Genomic DNA, 16770 nt, shown 5'->3' with positions numbered 1-16770 from the left:
GAAGTGCACAGTGGCCTTTGGCTGCGCCTGGCTCGGCCTTGGCGCCGGCGTTGCGCTGGCGCAGGATGAGGAGCCGAAGCGCGGCGGCACGCTGGTCGTACACATGGCCAGCGAACAGCGCACGCTGAACCCGGCGCTGCGCGCCTCGACCGGGGTGTACGAAATCAGCGGCAAGATCATCGAGCCGCTGATCGACCGCAGCTATGACGGCTATGTGCCGGTGCTGGCGACGGAATGGTCCTCGACCGAGGATGGCAAGCAGATCACGGTGAAGCTGCGCGAAGGCGTCAACTGGCATGACGGCGAAGCGTTTCAATGCGATGACGTGGCCTTTACCGCGATGAACATGTGGAAGGAATTGCTGAACTATTCCTCCTCGCTTCAGGCCAACCTCGAGTCGGTCGACTGCCCCGATCCGCATACAGCGGTGTTCAACTATTCCAAACCCATGCCGCTGGAGCTGTTCGTCGCGGCGATGCCCGATCTGGGTCACCCGGTGCCCAAGCATCTTTTCGAGGGCACGGACATCCTCAAGAACGAGTTCAACACCGCGCCGGTCGGCACCGGCCCGTTCAAGTTCGTCGAATACGAGCGGGGACAATATGTCATGGCCGAGCGGAACGACGACTACTGGCGCGGCGAGGAATATCCCTATCTCGACCGGATCGTCTGGCGGTTCATCCGTGACAAGTCCGCGGCGGGCGCGGCGCTCGAAGCCGGTGAAATCCACGAATCCGGCTTTATCGGTATCTCGATGGCCGATGTGGAGCGGCTGTCGAACGATGATCGTTTCGACGTCGGTACCAAGGGCTATGAAAACAACGTCGCCCACTCCACCATCGAGTTCAATCACCGCAACCCGATCCTGGCCGACGTGAACGTCCGCCGGGCGATCTATCACGGCCTCGACATCGACTTTGCGATCGAGAACATCATGCGCGGCTTTGCCAAGCCGGGCCGGGGGCCGGTGCCGTCGACGGGCGGCGAGAATTACACCGACGACGTGCCGACCTATCCCTACGACGTGGAGAAGGCCAAGCAGATGCTGGACGAGGCCGGTTATCCCGTGAAAGAGGATGGCTTCCGCTTCAAGCTGCGCCATCGTCCGGCGCCGTGGGGGGAATACACGCAGCTCTGGGGTGAGTACTTTGCCCAGGCGATGAAGGAGCTGGATATCGACGTCGAGCTGCTGAACAACGACGCGCCCGGCTTCCTCAACGGCGTCTACCGTGACCACGACTTCGACACGGCGAATGGCTGGCACCAGTTCCGGTCCGACCCGGCCGTCTCGACCATGGTGTGGCTGCGTTCCGGTCTGCCCGAGGGCAGCCCCTGGACCAACCAGTTCGGCTGGAAGGATGAGACTGTCGATACGCTGATCGACGACGCGGCATCGGAACTGGACCCGGAAAAGCGGGCCGAGTTGTATCACGAGATCCAGCGCCGTGCGATGGAAGAGCTGCCGGTGATCTTTGCCATCGAGCATCCGTTCATCTCGGTCACGAACAAGAAGCTGCAGAACCACCACAACACGCCGCGCTGGAATTCCAGCAGCTGGTATGACCTCTGGATCAAAGAGTAACCATCCAGACCCGGGGCAGGGCCATCAGTGGCCCGCCCCAATTTGCCTCTGTTTCTCCGGTCATATCGAACCCGAACCGCGGCGCCCTGCGCGGCGGTGCTCAGGAAAGCTCTGCTATGTCCTTGCCAATCCCTCCGATCCTTTCTTACGCGCTGAGGCGTCTGATACAGGCCGTGCCGGTGATCATCCTGATCATGATCGGCACCTTTCTGCTATTGAAGCTTGCCCCCGGAGATACGGTCGATGCGCTGGTCGGTGACATGGGCGGGGCCGACGCCGCCTTCATCGAGCGTCTGAGGGCCGAGTACGGTCTGGACCAGCCGGTCTGGGTGCAGCTCTGGCGCTACATGGCCAAGCTCGCGAGTTTCGATTTCGGATGGTCCTTCGTTTATGAACAGCCCGTCTCGACCGTCCTGATGGACCGGCTTGGCGTGACTCTGCTGCTGATGGCCACGTCCTTGGGTGTCGCCTTCATCGTGGGTATCACTTTGGGCGCGATCGCCGCGCGACGCGCCTATTCTGCGACCGACAATCTGATCTCGACGCTCGGGCTGATCTTCTACGCGACCCCCAGCTTCTTCCTGTCGCTCATGATGATCCTGCTGTTCTCGGTCAAGCTTGGCTGGCTGCCGGTGGGCGGCATCAAGACGATCACCGGGTTCTACACCGGCTGGGATCATGTCGTGGACGTGGCGCGCCACCTCGTCATGCCGACCCTCGCACTGTCGCTCATCTACCTGTCCTTCTACCTGCGGCTGATGCGCGCCTCGGTCCTGGAAGTGGCCGATCTGGACTACGTGCGCACCGCAAAGGCCAAAGGCGCGGGCGAAACCCGGCTGATGGTCCACCACATCATGCGCAACGCGCTTCTTCCGGTGGTGACGCTGCTGGGCCTGCAATTCTCGACCGTTCTCGGCGGGTCGGTCGTCGTCGAGACGATCTTCTCGTTGCCGGGCCTCGGGCAGCTCGCGTACCAGTCGGTGATCCAGCGCGACATGAACACGCTGATGGGGATCATCTTCCTGTGTTCGATCATCGTGGTCGTGGTGAACTTTGCCACCGACCTTCTCTATGCCCGTCTCGATAGCAGGATCCAGTTGAAATGAGCCTTGCCGCAACCGAACTCCCGCCCCCCGAGCCGTCCCGCGCCGTGGTCCTCTGGCGCCGGTTCCGTCGCAACCGCGCCGCCTTGCTGGGTCTGATCCTCTTTGCTGTCGTCGTCGCCATGGCGCTGCTGGCCGGGGTGATCGAACCCGACGATCCTCTGGCCCGCGCCGGTGCGCCGCTGACCCCGCCCTTCGTGGATGCGGCGGTGCCCCTCGGCACCGACCAGCTTGGCCGCGACATCCTGGCCATGCTGTTCTACGGCGCACGCATCTCGCTTCTGGTCGGCGTCGTGGCGACGCTGATCTCCATTGCCATCGGCATCCTGATCGGCGCCCTGTCGGGCTACTTCGGTGGCTGGGTCGATGACGTTCTGATGCGGATCACCGAGGCGTTCCAGACGGTCCCCAGCTTCGTGCTGCTGCTGACGCTGGTGGCGATCCTGGGTTCAAAGATCGAATGGATCGCGCTGGCCATCGGCATCGTGAGCTGGACCGCTCCCGCACGCATGGTCCGGGCCGAGTTCATGGCCCTGCGCGACCGGGAGTTCGTCGATGCGGCGCGCAATCTGGGCGTCTCGCACACGGCGATGATCTTCAAGGAGATCATGCCGAACGCGATCCCGCCCATCGTGGTCTACGCCTCTGTGGTCATGGCGCTGTCGATCCTCCTGGAAAGTGCCTTGGCCTTCCTCGCGCTCGGCGATCCCAACTACGCAAGCTGGGGCAACATGATCGGGCAGGGGCGGGCGGTTCTGCGCAGCGCCTGGTACTGCGCGGCCATCCCCGGCATCGCCATCATCCTGACCGTCTTGTCCTTCTCTCTGCTGGGCGAGGGGCTCAACGACGCACTGAACCCGAGGCAGAAGAAATGACGGACTCCGTACCCGCCCTGAAGATCGAGGATCTGCGCATCGCCCTGCCCAAAGGCTCCGACCGGCCCTATGCGCTCGACGGGCTGAGCCTCGAGGTGAAGCGGGGAGAGGTGGTCTGCCTGGTCGGCGAAAGCGGCTCTGGCAAGTCGCTCACAGCGGGCGCGATCATGCGTCTGCTGCCCGAACCGCACGTCCATGTCGCCGGCGGTGCGATCTCGGTCCAGGGGCAGGACATGCTGTCCAAAACCGAGGCCGAGATGCGCAAGATCCGCGGAGATCTGGTGTCCATGATCTTCCAGGAGCCCATGACAGCGCTCAATCCGCAGAAGACCGTGGGCTGGCAGATGGACGAGGTCCTGCGCCTGCACACGGACCTGTCGCGCAAGGCGCGGCGGGCGCGCGTGCTCGAACTGCTGGGGCGGGTGCATATCCCCGACCCGGAGTCGGCCTACAGTGCCTATCCGCATCAGGTGTCCGGCGGCCAGCGCCAGCGCGTGATGATCGCCATGGCGCTCTCGCTTTCACCGGGCCTCATCATCGCGGACGAACCGACCACCGCGCTGGACGTGACCACGCAGTTGCAGATCCTGAAACTGATCCGCGAATTGCAGGACGAAGAGGGCGCCGGCGTCCTTTTTATCACGCACGATTTCGGTGTGGTGGCCCAGATCGCCGATCATGTGGTTGTCCTTCAACAGGGCGAGATGGTCGAGTCCGGCCCGGCCAGCCAGGTGCTGAATGCGCCGAGCCATCCCTATACCAAAGCCCTGATCGGCTCGGTCCCGGCGCTGATCCCGCCGCCGCCGAAATCCTTCGAGGGTGCGCCGGTGGTGCTGAAGGGAACGCACCTGAAAAAGACCTTTGCCGCGCGCGGCGGGTTCTTCAGCGGCAAGCGCCGCTCGGTGACGGCTGTCAACGACCTGACCTTCGAGTTGCGCAAGGGCGAAACCCTTGGCGTGGTGGGGGAAAGCGGGTCGGGCAAAACGACGGTCTCGCGCATCGTGACCCGCCTGCTCGAGGCGGACTCCGGCGCCGTCGAACTGGACGGCACCGATCTGCTGGCCTGCACCCCGCGCGAGATGCGGGCGATGCGCAAGCACGTGCAGATGGTTTTCCAGGACCCCATGGCCTCGCTCAACCCGCGCAAGCGTGTGGTCGACCTGATCGCGCAGGGTCCCATCGTGCACGGCGCCGATCCCGCCAAAGCCCGCGCCGAGGCACGCGACCTGCTGGAACTGGTGGAGTTGTCGCCCGCCGCGGCCACGCGCTTTCCGCACGAGTTTTCGGGCGGGCAGCGGCAGCGCATCGGCATTGCCCGCGCCCTCGCGCTGCGCCCGAAGGTGATCGTCGCGGACGAGCCGGTTTCGGCGCTGGACGTCAGCGTGCAGGCGCAGGTGCTGCGCCTGCTGGCCGATCTGCGCGACCAGATGGATCTGTCTCTGCTGTTCGTCACGCATGACCTGCGGGTGGCGGCACAGCTCTGCGACCGGATCATCGTCATGCAGCGCGGCGAGATCGTCGAAGCGGGCGAGACCGCCGCCGTCTTCGCCGATCCGCAGCACGAATATACGCGCAACCTTCTGTCTTCCATTCCGGGGCGGGACTGGACGCCGCCCCGCATCGAAACAAACGCCGCCTGAGGTAACTTGTATGACTGTCGAGATCACAGACATTCGAAAATCGCTGATCGGGGAAGGCACTCCGATCCCCGGGCCCTTCGGTCCGCGGGGTCTGATCTACGCCGACTACGTCGCGTCCGGGCGTTCGCTCACCTTCATCGAGGATGCGATCCGGACCCATGTAATGCCGTTCTACGGCAACACCCACACCGAAACGTCCTTTACCGGGCGCCGCACCACCCAGCTGCGCGAGATGGCCCGCGCCGCAGTGCGCCGCGCGGTGGAGGCCGATGATGGTCACGCGGTGATCTTCACCGGGTCGGGCGCGACGGCGGCGGCGGACAAGCTGGTGCGCGCCTTGTTGCTGCGCGGACTAGACAAGCGGTCAGTCGTCTTTGTCGGCCCCTACGAGCACCATTCCAACGATCTGCCGTGGCGCGAATCCGGGGCCAGCATCGAGCGTATCCCGTTGAACACGGACGGCGCGATTTGCCTGGAAACGCTGGAAGCGCGGCTCGCGGCCTACCCGGACGCCCCCCTGAAGATCGGAGCCTTCGCCGCGGCTTCGAACGTCACCGGCGTGGTCAGCGACCTGCGCGGCATCGCGCGGCTGATGCATGCGCAGGGCGGCTGGTGCGTGGCCGATTTCGCCGCCGCCGGTCCCTACATGCAGATTTCGCTGGCCGAAAGCGCCCCCGGTGCGGCGGACCGGATCGACGCGGCCTTTGTGTCCCCGCACAAGTATGCGGGCGGGCCCGGCGCCTCGGGATTGCTGATTGCGGACCGGACCTTTCTCGACACCGGACGGCCGACAGTGACAGGCGGCGGGACCGTGTCCTACGTTACCGAAAACCACCATGAATACGTCACGAACCCCGAACGGCGCGAAGAAGGCGGGACACCCGCGATTATCGAGAACATACGCGCGGGCATGGTTCTTGCGCTCAAGCGCACGGTCGGCGAGGACAAGGTCGAGGAACGCGAACTGGCCATGACAGAGCGGATGGAATGCGCCCTGCGCGCCATTCCGGGGTTGGAACTGCTGGGGCCTGTCGGCGCTGCACGGGTGGGGATCTTCTCCTTCAACCTGCGGGTCGGCGGGCGGATGCTGCATCACAACTACGTCGTCGCCTTGCTTAACGATCTGTTCGGCATCCAGGCGCGCGGCGGGTGTTCCTGTGCGGGGCCTTATGGCCACCATCTCCTGGGCATCGACCGCGAGACCACGGAACGCCACGAACGCGAAGTGCAGCTTGGCTATTCCGCCTTCCGCCCCGGCTGGGCCCGGCTGGGGGTGAACTGGTTCTTCGAAGAGGCGGACGTGGATCGCATCGCGCGGGCGGTTGAATTCGTGGCGCGGCACGGGCTGGCGCTGCTGCCACTGTACAGGCTGGACCTGAAGGATGGTGTCTGGCGCGCCCGTGCCGGCGTTGCCGATACGCCGCCCGCACGGTTTTCGGACCTGTGGGACGGCGATGCGGCCCCGACCGGCGAGGCCCCCGATTTCGAGGTCGCGATGGCAGAGGCCAAGGCGCTCCTGTCAAAGGTTCCCACCGATCCGGAGCAGCTTCAGATGACAGCGGAACAAGAGGAGCTGCGCTGGTTCTGGTTGCCGCATGAGGTTGCGCGCCCGGTCGAGATGGAGCAGGCATGATGCGCGACGACGCCGCTTCGCATCGACATCCAACGGTGCAGTTTCCGCCCTCTCTCTGGGCGCAGACGGCGCCGCCTCGGGACGTCGCTCCTGCCGCGACCGGGACGATCGAGACCGACATCGCCATCATCGGTGCCGGGTTCACCGGCCTGTCGGCCGCCATCGAGGCGGCGCGGCGCGGTCACTCCGTCACCGTGCTAGAGGCGCAAGCCGTGGGTTGGGGTGCCTCGGGGCGCAACAACGGGCAGGTGATCCCGGTCCTGACGGCGGCAGAGCCGGACGCCTGGGTCGCACGATACGGCGATGCCGGGAAACGCGTGGTCGATCTGATCGGCAATTCTGCCGATACCCTGTTTGATCTCGTCCGAGAGTTCGGGATCGACGCCGAAGCAGAACAGACCGGGTGGTTCCAGCCGGCGCACAGCCCGGGTCGTGTGGCGCTGTCACGTAAGCGGGTCGAGGCCTGGCAACGCTACGGCTTTCCCGCGCAGCTGATGTCTGCAGAAGACTCCGCCGGGATGCTGGGGAGCGATTTCTGGTATGGCGGCATGTTCAATCCCACGGGCGGACACATCAATCCGCTGGCACTTGCGCGCGGCATGGCCCGCGCCGCCGAAGGCCTGGGCGTGACCATCCACGAGACCAGCCCGGTCGACAGTTACCGGCGCGAGGGCGCGGCCTGGGTGCTGCGCACCGACCGTGCGACGGTCAAGGCGCGGGCGATGATCCTGGCCACGAATGCCTACACCGGCGAGGTGAAACCGCGCCTTGCCCCGCGTATCGCGCGCTCGCTCATTCCGGTGCTGAGCTGGCAGATGTCCACCGAGCCGCTGGGAGACAACCTGCGCGGCCGTATTCTGCCGGGGCGGCAGGCCGTGTCCGACACGCGTGGCGATCTGCGGTTCTTCCGCTACGACGCGCGCAACCGGCTCATCACCGGCGGCGCGGTGATCGGACCGCACGACGTGGCGGGCCGGGTGCAGCGCAAGGCCGCGCGCAGCCTGGCCGAGGCCTTCCCCGAGCTGGGCACTCCGACAATGACCCACGTCTGGTCGGGCTACATCGGCATGAACTGGGACCGCTTCCCTCGCGTGCACCAGATCGGACCGGACGGCTGGGCCTGGGCCGCCTGCAACGGGCGGGGTGTCGCCTTCGGCACCGCCATGGGCCGAGAGCTGGCCCGCGCCGTAACCGGTACCGATCCGCGCGAACTGGCGCTTCCGGCGACCGATCCGCAACCCTTTCCGATACAGGGCGTGTTGCGTCACATCGCGCCGGCCTACCTTGCCTGGCTCAAGCGCAAGGATCTGAGCGAACCGAAATCATAGGACCAGAGGCAATGACTGACACAACCGACACATCCACCGCTCCGGACAGCACCTCGGCGACGGGCGTTCACGACATTCCGATCCTCCTGCGTCGACGGATCGAGGCGATGATCCTGAAGCACGTGCTGGACGTCATCACCGAACGCTCGGGCCGCAAGGAGGCCGAGGCGGTGATCGGAGAGACATGCTCGCGCTCCGCCATCGAGCAGGGCAAGCAACTGGCCGAGCAACTGGGCCACGCCCCCGACCTGACGGATTTCGCCGCGATCCAGCCGAACTGGACGCGCGAAGACGCGCTGCGGATCGACACGCTGGAAGCCACCGAGGAAAAGCTCGACTTCAACGTCACGCGCTGCCGCTATTCCGAGATGTACAAGGAAATGGGTCTCGGCGACATCGGCCACCTGCTGTCCTGCAACCGGGACGGCGATTTCTGCATCGGCTACAACCCGCAGATCGAACTGACCCGCACCCAGACCATCATGAAGGGCGCAAGCCACTGCGATTTCCGTTTCCGCATGAAGAAAGAGGACAGCTGAACCATGGCCATCGAGAACTGGGTCGGCAAGGAACTGGAAACCCTCACCGCCTTTCGCCGTGACCTGCACCAGAACCCCGAACTGCTCTACGACACCGTCCGCACCGCCGCCACCGTCGCCGAGGCCCTGCGCGCCGCCGGTGTCGACGAGGTGGTCGAAGGCATCGGTCGTACGGGCGTCGTGGGGGTGATCCACGGCCAGAGCAACAAGAGTGGCCGCATGATCGGGCTGCGCGCCGACATGGATGCGCTGCCGATCAACGAGGCCACAGGCAAGCCATGGGCTTCGAAGGTGCCCGGCAAGATGCACGCCTGCGGCCATGACGGCCATACCACGATGCTCTTGGGCGCGGCGAAACACCTGGCCCAAAGCCGCGCCTTCGACGGCACGGTGATCGTGATCTTCCAGCCGGCCGAGGAAGGCGGGGCAGGCGCCAGGGCAATGATCGAAGACGGTCTGTTCACCCGCTGGCCATGCAACGAGGTCTACGGGATGCACAACCGGCCAGGAATGCCGGTGGGCGAATTCACGATTGCGCCCGGCCCGATCATGGGCTCGGTCGACGAGGTCCGCATCACCATCGAAGGGCGCGGCGGTCACGCTGCCAAGCCGAACGAGACCATCGACCCTCTGCCGGTCGCGGCAACGATCATCCAGTCGGTGCAGACCATCGCCTCGCGCACAATCGACCCGATGGACAACGCCGTGGTGTCCCTGTGCACCATGCAGGCCGGAAACGCCTTCAACGTCATCCCGCAGACGGCAGAAATCACCGGCACGGTGCGCGCCTTGCGCGAGGAGGTCCGCGATCAGGTCGAGGCCCGGCTGAAGAGCTTGGTCGAGAATATCGCGTCGGGTTTCGGTGCGACCGGAAAGGTCGACTATATCCGCCACTACCCCGTGACAGTGAACCATGAGCGCGAAACGGACCTGGCCGCACAGGCAGCGCAGGAAGTGGCTGGTGTGGACCGCGTCGATCTCGAAATGGCGCCGGTGTTGGGCGGCGAGGATTTCTCTTTCATGCTGAACGAGGTTCCCGGTGCGATGATCAACATTGGCAACGGTCCCTCGGCGGGACTGCATCATCCGGAATACGATTTCGACGATGACGTGATCGGCTGGGGATGCTCGTACTGGACGACGCTGGTGCGTCAGCGTCTCCCGGCGGCTTGACGGCAGACGGGCTCGCAGTTGGGAAATCCAATTGCAGGCTACGCATGGGAGTTTCGCTGCATGCGCTTGGCCACGACATGAGACAAGACCCTGCGAGCCGGTGACATACTGACCGGTGACCCGACTCAGGATTGCCGGAAGCCGGATTTTTCCGGCTGGTTCACGATGCCGGGCGTTTTATCTGCGCGGCATCGAAGCCTCGGCCGGTCCGCATGAGGAACCTGCCGGGGCCAAATCTATCAAGCTCTTAACGGACGTTCCCGGATCGCCAACTACGATGGCCCCCAGCTCCAAGCCAGCTGCGAAGAGGGTCGCGTTCCTATGCGGCTCGAAGGCGGCAAAGCCGTCAACCGTGGGACCAATGACGCGGTCCGCGCGGTAGCGGGCCGTTCCGTTTAGGTGTTGACGGCGGAGAGGTGCAGGACAGGCAGGATTTCCGCGGCCAGAAGCAGGGCGAGGGGGGCGCGGTTAAACGATGCGCGCTTGGGGCGCGTTAAATTGCGCCTCCCAGAATAATCGATTATTCGTAGATTGATGAACTTTTGATGTTTACATGGGTTATCCTGACCTCATATGACTTCCGCTCAGGAGGACAGCCCATGGCCCATCCCGCAAACCAACCGTATCCTGCCGCCAAGCAGACGATTGCCGCCCGGATCGAGGCGCGGGTGCGTCAGGACATCCTGCACGGTCGGCTTGCACCCGGAGAAAAGCTGAATCTCGACCGTCTGCGCGATCAGCATGGCGTCGGGCTGTCGCCGCTGCGCGAGGCGATGAATCGGCTGGTCGCCACCGGACTGGTCGAGGCAGAGGCCATGAAGGGCTACACGGTTACCCCGATCTCCGTGGCGAATCTGGACGAGGTCGCCGCGCTGAGGATCGAGCTGGAGCCCTATGCCCTGCGCCGCGCCATCGCCAATGGCGGGCTGGAATGGGAAGGCGAGGTCATGGGCGCGCTGCACCGGCTCAACCGCACGCTGCGCGTGCCGGGGGATGCGGCGAGCCTTACGGCTTGGGAAGCCGCCAACAACGCTTTTCACGAGGCGCTGATCGCCCGCTGCGACATGCCGCTGCTGATGAAGATGTATCACCAGCTTGTCGCGCTGAACGACCGTTACCGGCTGATCTACCTCAAGGCCACGGCGATCCAGCGCGAAGTCATAGACGAGCACACCGCTATCGCACAGGCCGCTGTGGAGCGCCGCGCGGATGAAGCCTGCGCGCTGCTCACAGGACATATCACCCGCTCTACCGACAACCTGCGCCGGCTGATCGTGGCCTCCTTGCCGGAGACCCCGCAATGAATGCGCTGAACGGCATCGGCCTTGGGCACTTCACGTTTCTCGACCTTTCGCCGGTCGATCTGGTGCGGCTGGCGCGGCAGGCGGGCTTCGGCTTTGTAGGCCTTCGGTTCCACCCTGTTGCCACCGGACAATTGAACTGGCTGCCCGACGCGGCGGGCCTGCGCGAGCTGGCCCGCGTCATGGAAGGCGAAGGGATCGGCCTTTACGACATCGAAACCGTAGTGATCGACGCGGGGTTCGACGCCGAGGCGCTGATCCCCGCGCTGGATGCGGCGGCGCAACTGGGTGGGCAGCGAGTCAACACCTGCGCCGATGTCTTCCCCGCACTGGCAGAACGATTTGCGCGTGTCTGCGCGCTGGCGGGGGAACGCGGCCTGTCGGTGGACATCGAGTGCATGAAGTGGCGCGGCGTGAACCGACCCGGCGCCTGTCTCGGCCTGATCAAGGCAAGCGGGGCCACCAACGCCGGTTATCTCGTGGACACGTTGCACCATGCGCGCTGCGGCGGCACGACCGACGATCTGCGGCAGATCGCGCCCCGCCTGCTGCGCTCTGTCCAGATCTGCGACGCGCCCTTGCCCGTGCCCGAAACCACCGACGCGCTGCTGGCCGAGGCCCGTGGCGGGCGGCTGCTGCCCGGCGAGGGTGCGCTGCCTCTGGCAGAGTCCCTGCGCGCGCTGCCAGACGACGCGGTGATCTCGGTCGAGCTGCCCAATGCCTCAGACGAACGCGATCCGCTGACCCGCGCCCGTGCCATCCACGCCGCCACGACGGCCCTTCTGAAAGAACTGTGAAATGCCTGACATCCTGATCCTCAACGGCCCGAACCTGAACCTGCTGGGCAAACGCCAGCCCGAGATCTACGGGCGCGAGACGCTCGATGACGTGGCGCGCCTGTGCCAAGAGGCCTGCGCCGAGGGCTTCAACACCCGGCTGGAACAGTCCAACCACGAAGGCGACATCATCGACTGGATTCACCAAGCCCGCGAGACGACCTGCGGCATCGTGATCAATCCCGGCGCCTTCACTCATACGTCGATTGCCATTCTCGACGCGCTCAACACCTATGAGCCGCCGGTGATCGAGGTCCACATCAGCCAGGTCCACAAGCGCGAGGCCTTCCGCCATCATTCCTATGTGTCGCACCGGGCCGACGGTGTGATCGCGGGCCTTGGCCTGGAAGGCTACGTCGCCGGCATCCGCCGCATCTGCCAGCTTGCAGGAACCCGCTGAGATGAACACCAAGATTGCCGTTGTCGGCGCGGGCTTGATCGGCCGACGCCATGCCGCAGCGGTGCGGGCGGCAGAAAACGTCGAGCTCGCCTGCATCGTTGATCCGGCCCCTGATGCGCAGGCCTATGCCGCCAGTCTCGGCGTGCCCTGTTTGCCCGATCTTGGGTCGCTTTTTGCCTCGGAGAGCGCGGAGGGTGTCATTCTCTCTACACCCAACACCATGCATGCGGACGGTGCGCTGGCCTGCATCTCCGCGGGCTTGCCTGTTCTTATCGAGAAGCCCCTGACCACCGACCTCGCCTCCGCCCGCGTTGTGGTAGAGACCGCTGAGAACGCCGGAGTCGCCATTGCCACCGGCCATCACCGTCGCCACAACCCCCTGATCGCGCGGGCGAAGGCGCTGGTGGACGACGGAGTGCTGGGACAGATCGCCAGCGTCCATGGCACTACCTGGTTCATGAAGCCTGAAGAGTATTTCGAGGTCGACTGGCGGCGGCGCAAGGGGGCAGGGCCGGTCTACCTCAATCTCATCCATGACATCGACCTGCTGCAACATTTCTGCGGTCCGGTCGCTTCGGTCCATGCGGCGGAGTCGAATGTGATCCGCAGGAACGAAGTCGAGGAGACTGCCGTGATCCTGCTGCGCTTTGCCAGCGGACTTCTCGGAACAGTCAATGTCTGTGACAGCGCCGTTGCGCCGTGGAGCTGGGAGCTGACCGCCCGCGAGAACCCTGCCTATCCAGCAACTGCCGAGGATTGTTACTGGATCGGCGGCACCGAAGGCTCGCTCTCGCTGCCGAACCTGACGCTCTGGCAGAACCCGGGCAAGCGCTCGTGGTGGGAGCCCATCTCCGGTTCTAAGTTGCTCTTCGACTTTTCTGACCCGTTGATCCTTCAGGCCGAGCAATTCGGCCGCGTGATCCGGGGCGAAGAAGCGCCCCTCGTTTCTGGCCGCGACGGGTTCGCCGCATTGGCGGTGATCGAGGCGGTAAAGCTGTCCGCCGCAACCGGCCAAACTGTGGAGGTAGACCGATGACCATTCTTTCCGGCGTATCTGAGGTCACGCCAGCCGTGCAGGACGTCATGGCCCGGACCACCGATCCGCGCCTGCGCGAGATCATGACCTCGCTGATCACCCATCTGCACGGTTTCATCCGTGACGTCCGGCTGACCGAGGCCGAGTTCCAGCAGGCGACGAAGATCCTCAACACCATGGGGCAGCAGTCGAACGACAAGCACAACGAGTTCGTTCTGATGGCGGGGTCGCTCGGGGTGTCTTCGCTGGTCTGCCTGCTCAACAACGGCGACAATGGCACCACCGAAACGACGCAATCGCTGCTGGGGCCGTTCTGGCGGCTGAACCATCCGCTGACCGAAAACGGCGGCTCGATCCTCCGGTCGGAGACGCCGGGGCCGCGTCTGGACGGTTGCTTCCGCTTTGTCGACAAGGAGGGCCAGCCAATCAAAGGGCTTGAGGTGGACATCTGGCACGCCTCGCCCGTGGGGCTCTACGAGAACCAGGACGACAGCCAGGCAGAGTACAACTTGCGCGGCAAGTTCCTGACCGGCGCGGACGGCGTGGTGCGGTTTCGCTCGGTTCGGCCCGTGGGCTACCCGATCCCGACCACCACCACCGTGGGCCGGCTGCTGGAGGCGCAGAACCGTCACCCGTACCGTCCGGCGCATGTGCATGTGCTGGCGCATAAGCCGGGGCTGAAGACGTTGATCTCGCAGATTTACGTCGATGACACCGACTACCTGCACACGGATGTGCAGTTCGGCGTGACCCGTGCGCTGGTGGGCGAGCTGACCGCCCATGACGAACATCATCCCGTCGACGGCGACGTGGGCCAGTGGTTCAGTCTCGATCATACGCTGGTGCTGGAGCCCGGCGAATCCAAGCTTCCCATTCCTCCGATCAAGTGAGTTCCCATGCTGAGTGACACCGAACGCCAGGCCGCTGCCGATGCGATCCTGAAGGCAGAGCAGACCCGCGAAGTCTGCGTGCAGCCTTCGACACAATGGCCCGGCATGACGCTGGAGGACGCCTACGATGTGCAGCGCCGCTGGGCCGAAGCGCGGATTGCCGCCGGGGCGAAGATCGTCGGTCGCAAGATCGGCCTGACCTCCCGCGCGATGCAGCAGGCGTCCAAGATGACGGAACCGGACTACGGTGTGATCCTAGATGACGCGCTCTATCGGGACGGGGCGCGGATCAGCGCGGGGACCTTCATCAAGCCGCGGCTCGAGGTCGAGCTGGCCTTTGTCATGGGTGCGGACCTGGAAGGCGCGGGGTGCCAGGTGCACGATGTGCTGCGTGCCACGGAATACGTGACCCCGGCGCTGGAGATCATCGACTACCGCACGGAGGTGCCGCGCCAGATCGTCGACACTATCGCCGACAATGCCGCCTATGGCGCGATCGTGCTGGGCGGACGCCCCGTGCGGCCCTTCGACGTCGATCTGCGCTGGCTCGGCGCGACCCTCTCGCAGAACGGCAACATCGAGGAAACCGGCCTGTCGGCGGGGGTCATGGGGCATCCGGCCGCGGGGCTGGCATGGCTGGTGAGCAAGCTCGCGCCGCTCGGCAGCGGTCTGAAGAAGGGCGACATCGTGCTGGGCGGGTCCTTCACCCGGCCCGTGGACATCCGCTCCGGCGATGTGATCTTTGCCGATTACGGGCCTCTGGGCGCGATCGGAGTGTCCTTCGAATGATGCCGGCCAACAGCTTCAAATCCCGGCTGAAGGCTGGGGAGGTGCAGATCGGCCTTTGGTCTTCTCTGGCCGATCCCACGGTGTCCGAGATCCTCGCCGGGTGCGGGTATGACTGGATGATGCTCGATCTCGAGCATTCGACGGCCAGCCCGGCGGATGCGCTGGCCTGGCTGCGGACGCTGGCGGCTTACCCCGTCAGCCCAGTGGTACGCCCTGGCTGGAACAACCCGGTGGAGATCAAGAAACTCCTGGACGCGGGCGCGCAGACCCTTCTGATCCCCTATGTCCAGAATGCCGAGGAAGCGCGGCAGGCCGTGGCTGCAATCACCTATCCGCCCGAAGGCATTCGCGGCGTGTCCGGCATCACCCGAGCGACGCGGTTCGGCGCGGTACAGGGCTACGCCCAACGGGCCAACGAAGAGCTGTGCCTTCTGGTGCAGGTGGAAACCCGTACGGCGCTGGACAATCTCGAAGAGATCGCCACCACGCCCGGTGTCGACGGCGTTTTCCTCGGACCGGCAGACATCGCCGCCAGCTTTGGCCATGTGGGCCAGCCCTCGCATCCGGAGGTCAAGGCCGCCATCCTCGACGCCATGGCCCGGCTCAAGGTGCTCGGTGTGCCTTCTGGCATCCTGTCGCTGGATCAGGCTTTTCTGCAGGAGGCCAGGGGCGCGGGCGCGGCCTTTGTCGCCGTCGACGTGGACAGCGGCATGCTGCGGCGCGCGGCCTGCGCCCGCCGAGCGGAATGGGCATGACCTCTCTGCGCATCGCTTTCAATCTGAACAACCGCGCCGTGGTGCAACTGCACGACGGCGTCTTTACCGGCCCTGCCGCAGAGGTGGCGCGTCATATCGCCGAGGCGCTTGGCGACGTGACCCTGAAGGGATACCCCGACGCGCGCAGCATCTTGCAAGACATCGGCAGCGGCTGGGACATGGCCTTCCTCGCTGCCGATCCGAAACGTGCCCACTTGATGCGTTTCAGCACACCATACCTGCAGGTCCGTGCAACCCTGCTCCTCCGCGCAGACAATCCCGCAAGAACCTTTGCGGAGTTCGTTGCGACGGGGCAATCGATCCTTTCGGTGGCGGGTGCAGCCTACCACGGGAATCTTACGCGCCTCGTTCCCGAAAGCTGCCTGATCGCCGCAGAAAGCGCCGCAGACGCGAGACAACGCTTTGCCGATGGCGACGCTCCGGCACTCGCGGGGCTGCGCGCAACTTTTGCCGACAGACCTTTCCCGGAAACCCGGATGCTCCAGGACGATTTCGCCATAATCTCTCAGGCGGTGGCGCTCGCCCCGGAAGCGGCCCCCCTGTTGGACACTGTCGAGATCGCCATTCACAAGGCGCGCTTGTCCTGAGACCTGCCGTAAAGTGCACTATCCCGAATGCTCTTGGGACCCAACGTCACCTTGAGAAGATCCGCGCCACCACGGCGTGAAAAGCTTGATCAAAACCGCGTCCTTGCCATCACACTCCGCTTAGGGTCACCAAATGCTGCGGCGGGGGACATGGGGACCTGAACACTCGGCCGTGCGGAGCGTATTGCTGGCCGTCGGCGACTGCGAGCAGCATTGGTCAGCTTGCGAAAGTCCGCAGTACTGACAGACAGGGTTTTCTCCGTGCGTGTTCGAAGCGCCGCT

At 64.9% G+C, this 16770-nt stretch carries 16 protein-coding genes; all 16 read left to right on the top strand.

Features of this window, described 5'->3' with window-relative positions; all coding sequences use genetic code 11:
* Positions 1-1582 (top strand): ABC transporter substrate-binding protein (locus tag ACU0DV_RS19525; RefSeq protein ID WP_446273565.1); only part of this gene is annotated, 1582 nt, incomplete at its 5' end.
* Positions 1583-1698: 116 nt separating this feature from the next.
* Positions 1699-2688, top strand: a complete 990-nt coding sequence (locus tag ACU0DV_RS19520) for an ABC transporter permease (protein ID WP_370312697.1) — start codon at positions 1699-1701, stop codon at positions 2686-2688.
* On the top strand, positions 2685-3560 hold the full coding sequence (locus ACU0DV_RS19515; RefSeq protein ID WP_100931345.1) for an ABC transporter permease: 876 nt from the start codon (positions 2685-2687) through the stop codon (positions 3558-3560). Before ACU0DV_RS19520 ends, ACU0DV_RS19515 begins: the two co-directional genes overlap by 4 nt.
* On the top strand, positions 3557-5200 hold the full coding sequence (locus ACU0DV_RS19510) for an ABC transporter ATP-binding protein (protein ID WP_446269915.1): 1644 nt from the start codon (positions 3557-3559) through the stop codon (positions 5198-5200). The genes ACU0DV_RS19515 and ACU0DV_RS19510 overlap by 4 nt, the downstream gene beginning before the upstream one ends.
* Positions 5201-5210: 10 nt before the next feature.
* Positions 5211-6833 carry an aminotransferase class V-fold PLP-dependent enzyme gene (locus ACU0DV_RS19505; protein ID WP_446269914.1) on the top strand — a complete coding sequence of 541 codons (1623 nt, stop codon included), beginning with the start codon at positions 5211-5213 and terminating at the stop codon, positions 6831-6833.
* The gene (locus ACU0DV_RS19500; RefSeq protein ID WP_446269913.1) at positions 6830-8161 is read left to right on the top strand and encodes an NAD(P)/FAD-dependent oxidoreductase; all 1332 of its coding nucleotides are present in this window, start codon (positions 6830-6832) and stop codon (positions 8159-8161) included. Before ACU0DV_RS19505 ends, ACU0DV_RS19500 begins: the two co-directional genes overlap by 4 nt.
* An 11-nt stretch (positions 8162-8172) precedes the next feature.
* Complete coding sequence (locus ACU0DV_RS19495) at positions 8173-8700, top strand: L-2-amino-thiazoline-4-carboxylic acid hydrolase (protein ID WP_370312694.1); 528 nt, start codon at positions 8173-8175, stop codon at positions 8698-8700.
* 3 nt (positions 8701-8703) lie between these two features.
* Positions 8704-9873, top strand: coding sequence for a M20 aminoacylase family protein (locus ACU0DV_RS19490; RefSeq protein ID WP_100931341.1), 1170 nt, complete (start codon positions 8704-8706; stop codon positions 9871-9873).
* Between the two features lie 599 nt (positions 9874-10472).
* Entirely contained in the window at positions 10473-11177 is a 705-nt protein-coding gene (locus ACU0DV_RS19485) for a GntR family transcriptional regulator (RefSeq protein WP_283983932.1), read from the top strand.
* Complete coding sequence (locus tag ACU0DV_RS19480; RefSeq protein ID WP_446269912.1) at positions 11174-11971, top strand: sugar phosphate isomerase/epimerase family protein; 798 nt, start codon at positions 11174-11176, stop codon at positions 11969-11971. Before ACU0DV_RS19485 ends, ACU0DV_RS19480 begins: the two co-directional genes overlap by 4 nt.
* A 1-nt stretch (position 11972) precedes the next feature.
* On the top strand, positions 11973-12410 hold the full coding sequence (aroQ, locus tag ACU0DV_RS19475) for a type II 3-dehydroquinate dehydratase (RefSeq protein ID WP_100931338.1): 438 nt from the start codon (positions 11973-11975) through the stop codon (positions 12408-12410).
* Position 12411: 1 nt separating this feature from the next.
* Positions 12412-13446 carry a Gfo/Idh/MocA family protein gene (locus tag ACU0DV_RS19470; RefSeq protein ID WP_446269911.1) on the top strand — a complete coding sequence of 345 codons (1035 nt, stop codon included), beginning with the start codon at positions 12412-12414 and terminating at the stop codon, positions 13444-13446.
* On the top strand, positions 13443-14336 hold the full coding sequence (locus tag ACU0DV_RS19465) for a dioxygenase family protein (RefSeq protein WP_446269910.1): 894 nt from the start codon (positions 13443-13445) through the stop codon (positions 14334-14336). The genes ACU0DV_RS19470 and ACU0DV_RS19465 overlap by 4 nt, the downstream gene beginning before the upstream one ends.
* Before the next feature lie 6 nt (positions 14337-14342).
* A complete protein-coding gene (hpaH, locus tag ACU0DV_RS19460) occupies positions 14343-15125 on the top strand; it encodes a 2-oxo-hept-4-ene-1,7-dioate hydratase (protein ID WP_446269909.1) in 783 nt (260 codons plus the stop codon).
* Positions 15122-15880: an HpcH/HpaI aldolase family protein gene (locus tag ACU0DV_RS19455; RefSeq protein WP_446269908.1), complete on the top strand. Its 759-nt coding sequence runs from the start codon at positions 15122-15124 to the stop codon at positions 15878-15880. Before hpaH ends, ACU0DV_RS19455 begins: the two co-directional genes overlap by 4 nt.
* Complete coding sequence (locus ACU0DV_RS19450) at positions 15877-16488, top strand: transporter substrate-binding domain-containing protein (protein ID WP_446269907.1); 612 nt, start codon at positions 15877-15879, stop codon at positions 16486-16488. The genes ACU0DV_RS19455 and ACU0DV_RS19450 overlap by 4 nt, the downstream gene beginning before the upstream one ends.
* Positions 16489-16770: the final 282 nt, after the last annotated feature.

The organism is Sagittula sp. (assembly GCF_052825245.1).
The sequence above is the reverse complement of the archived record's forward strand: the minus strand, read 5'-3'. Positions and strand labels throughout refer to the sequence as shown.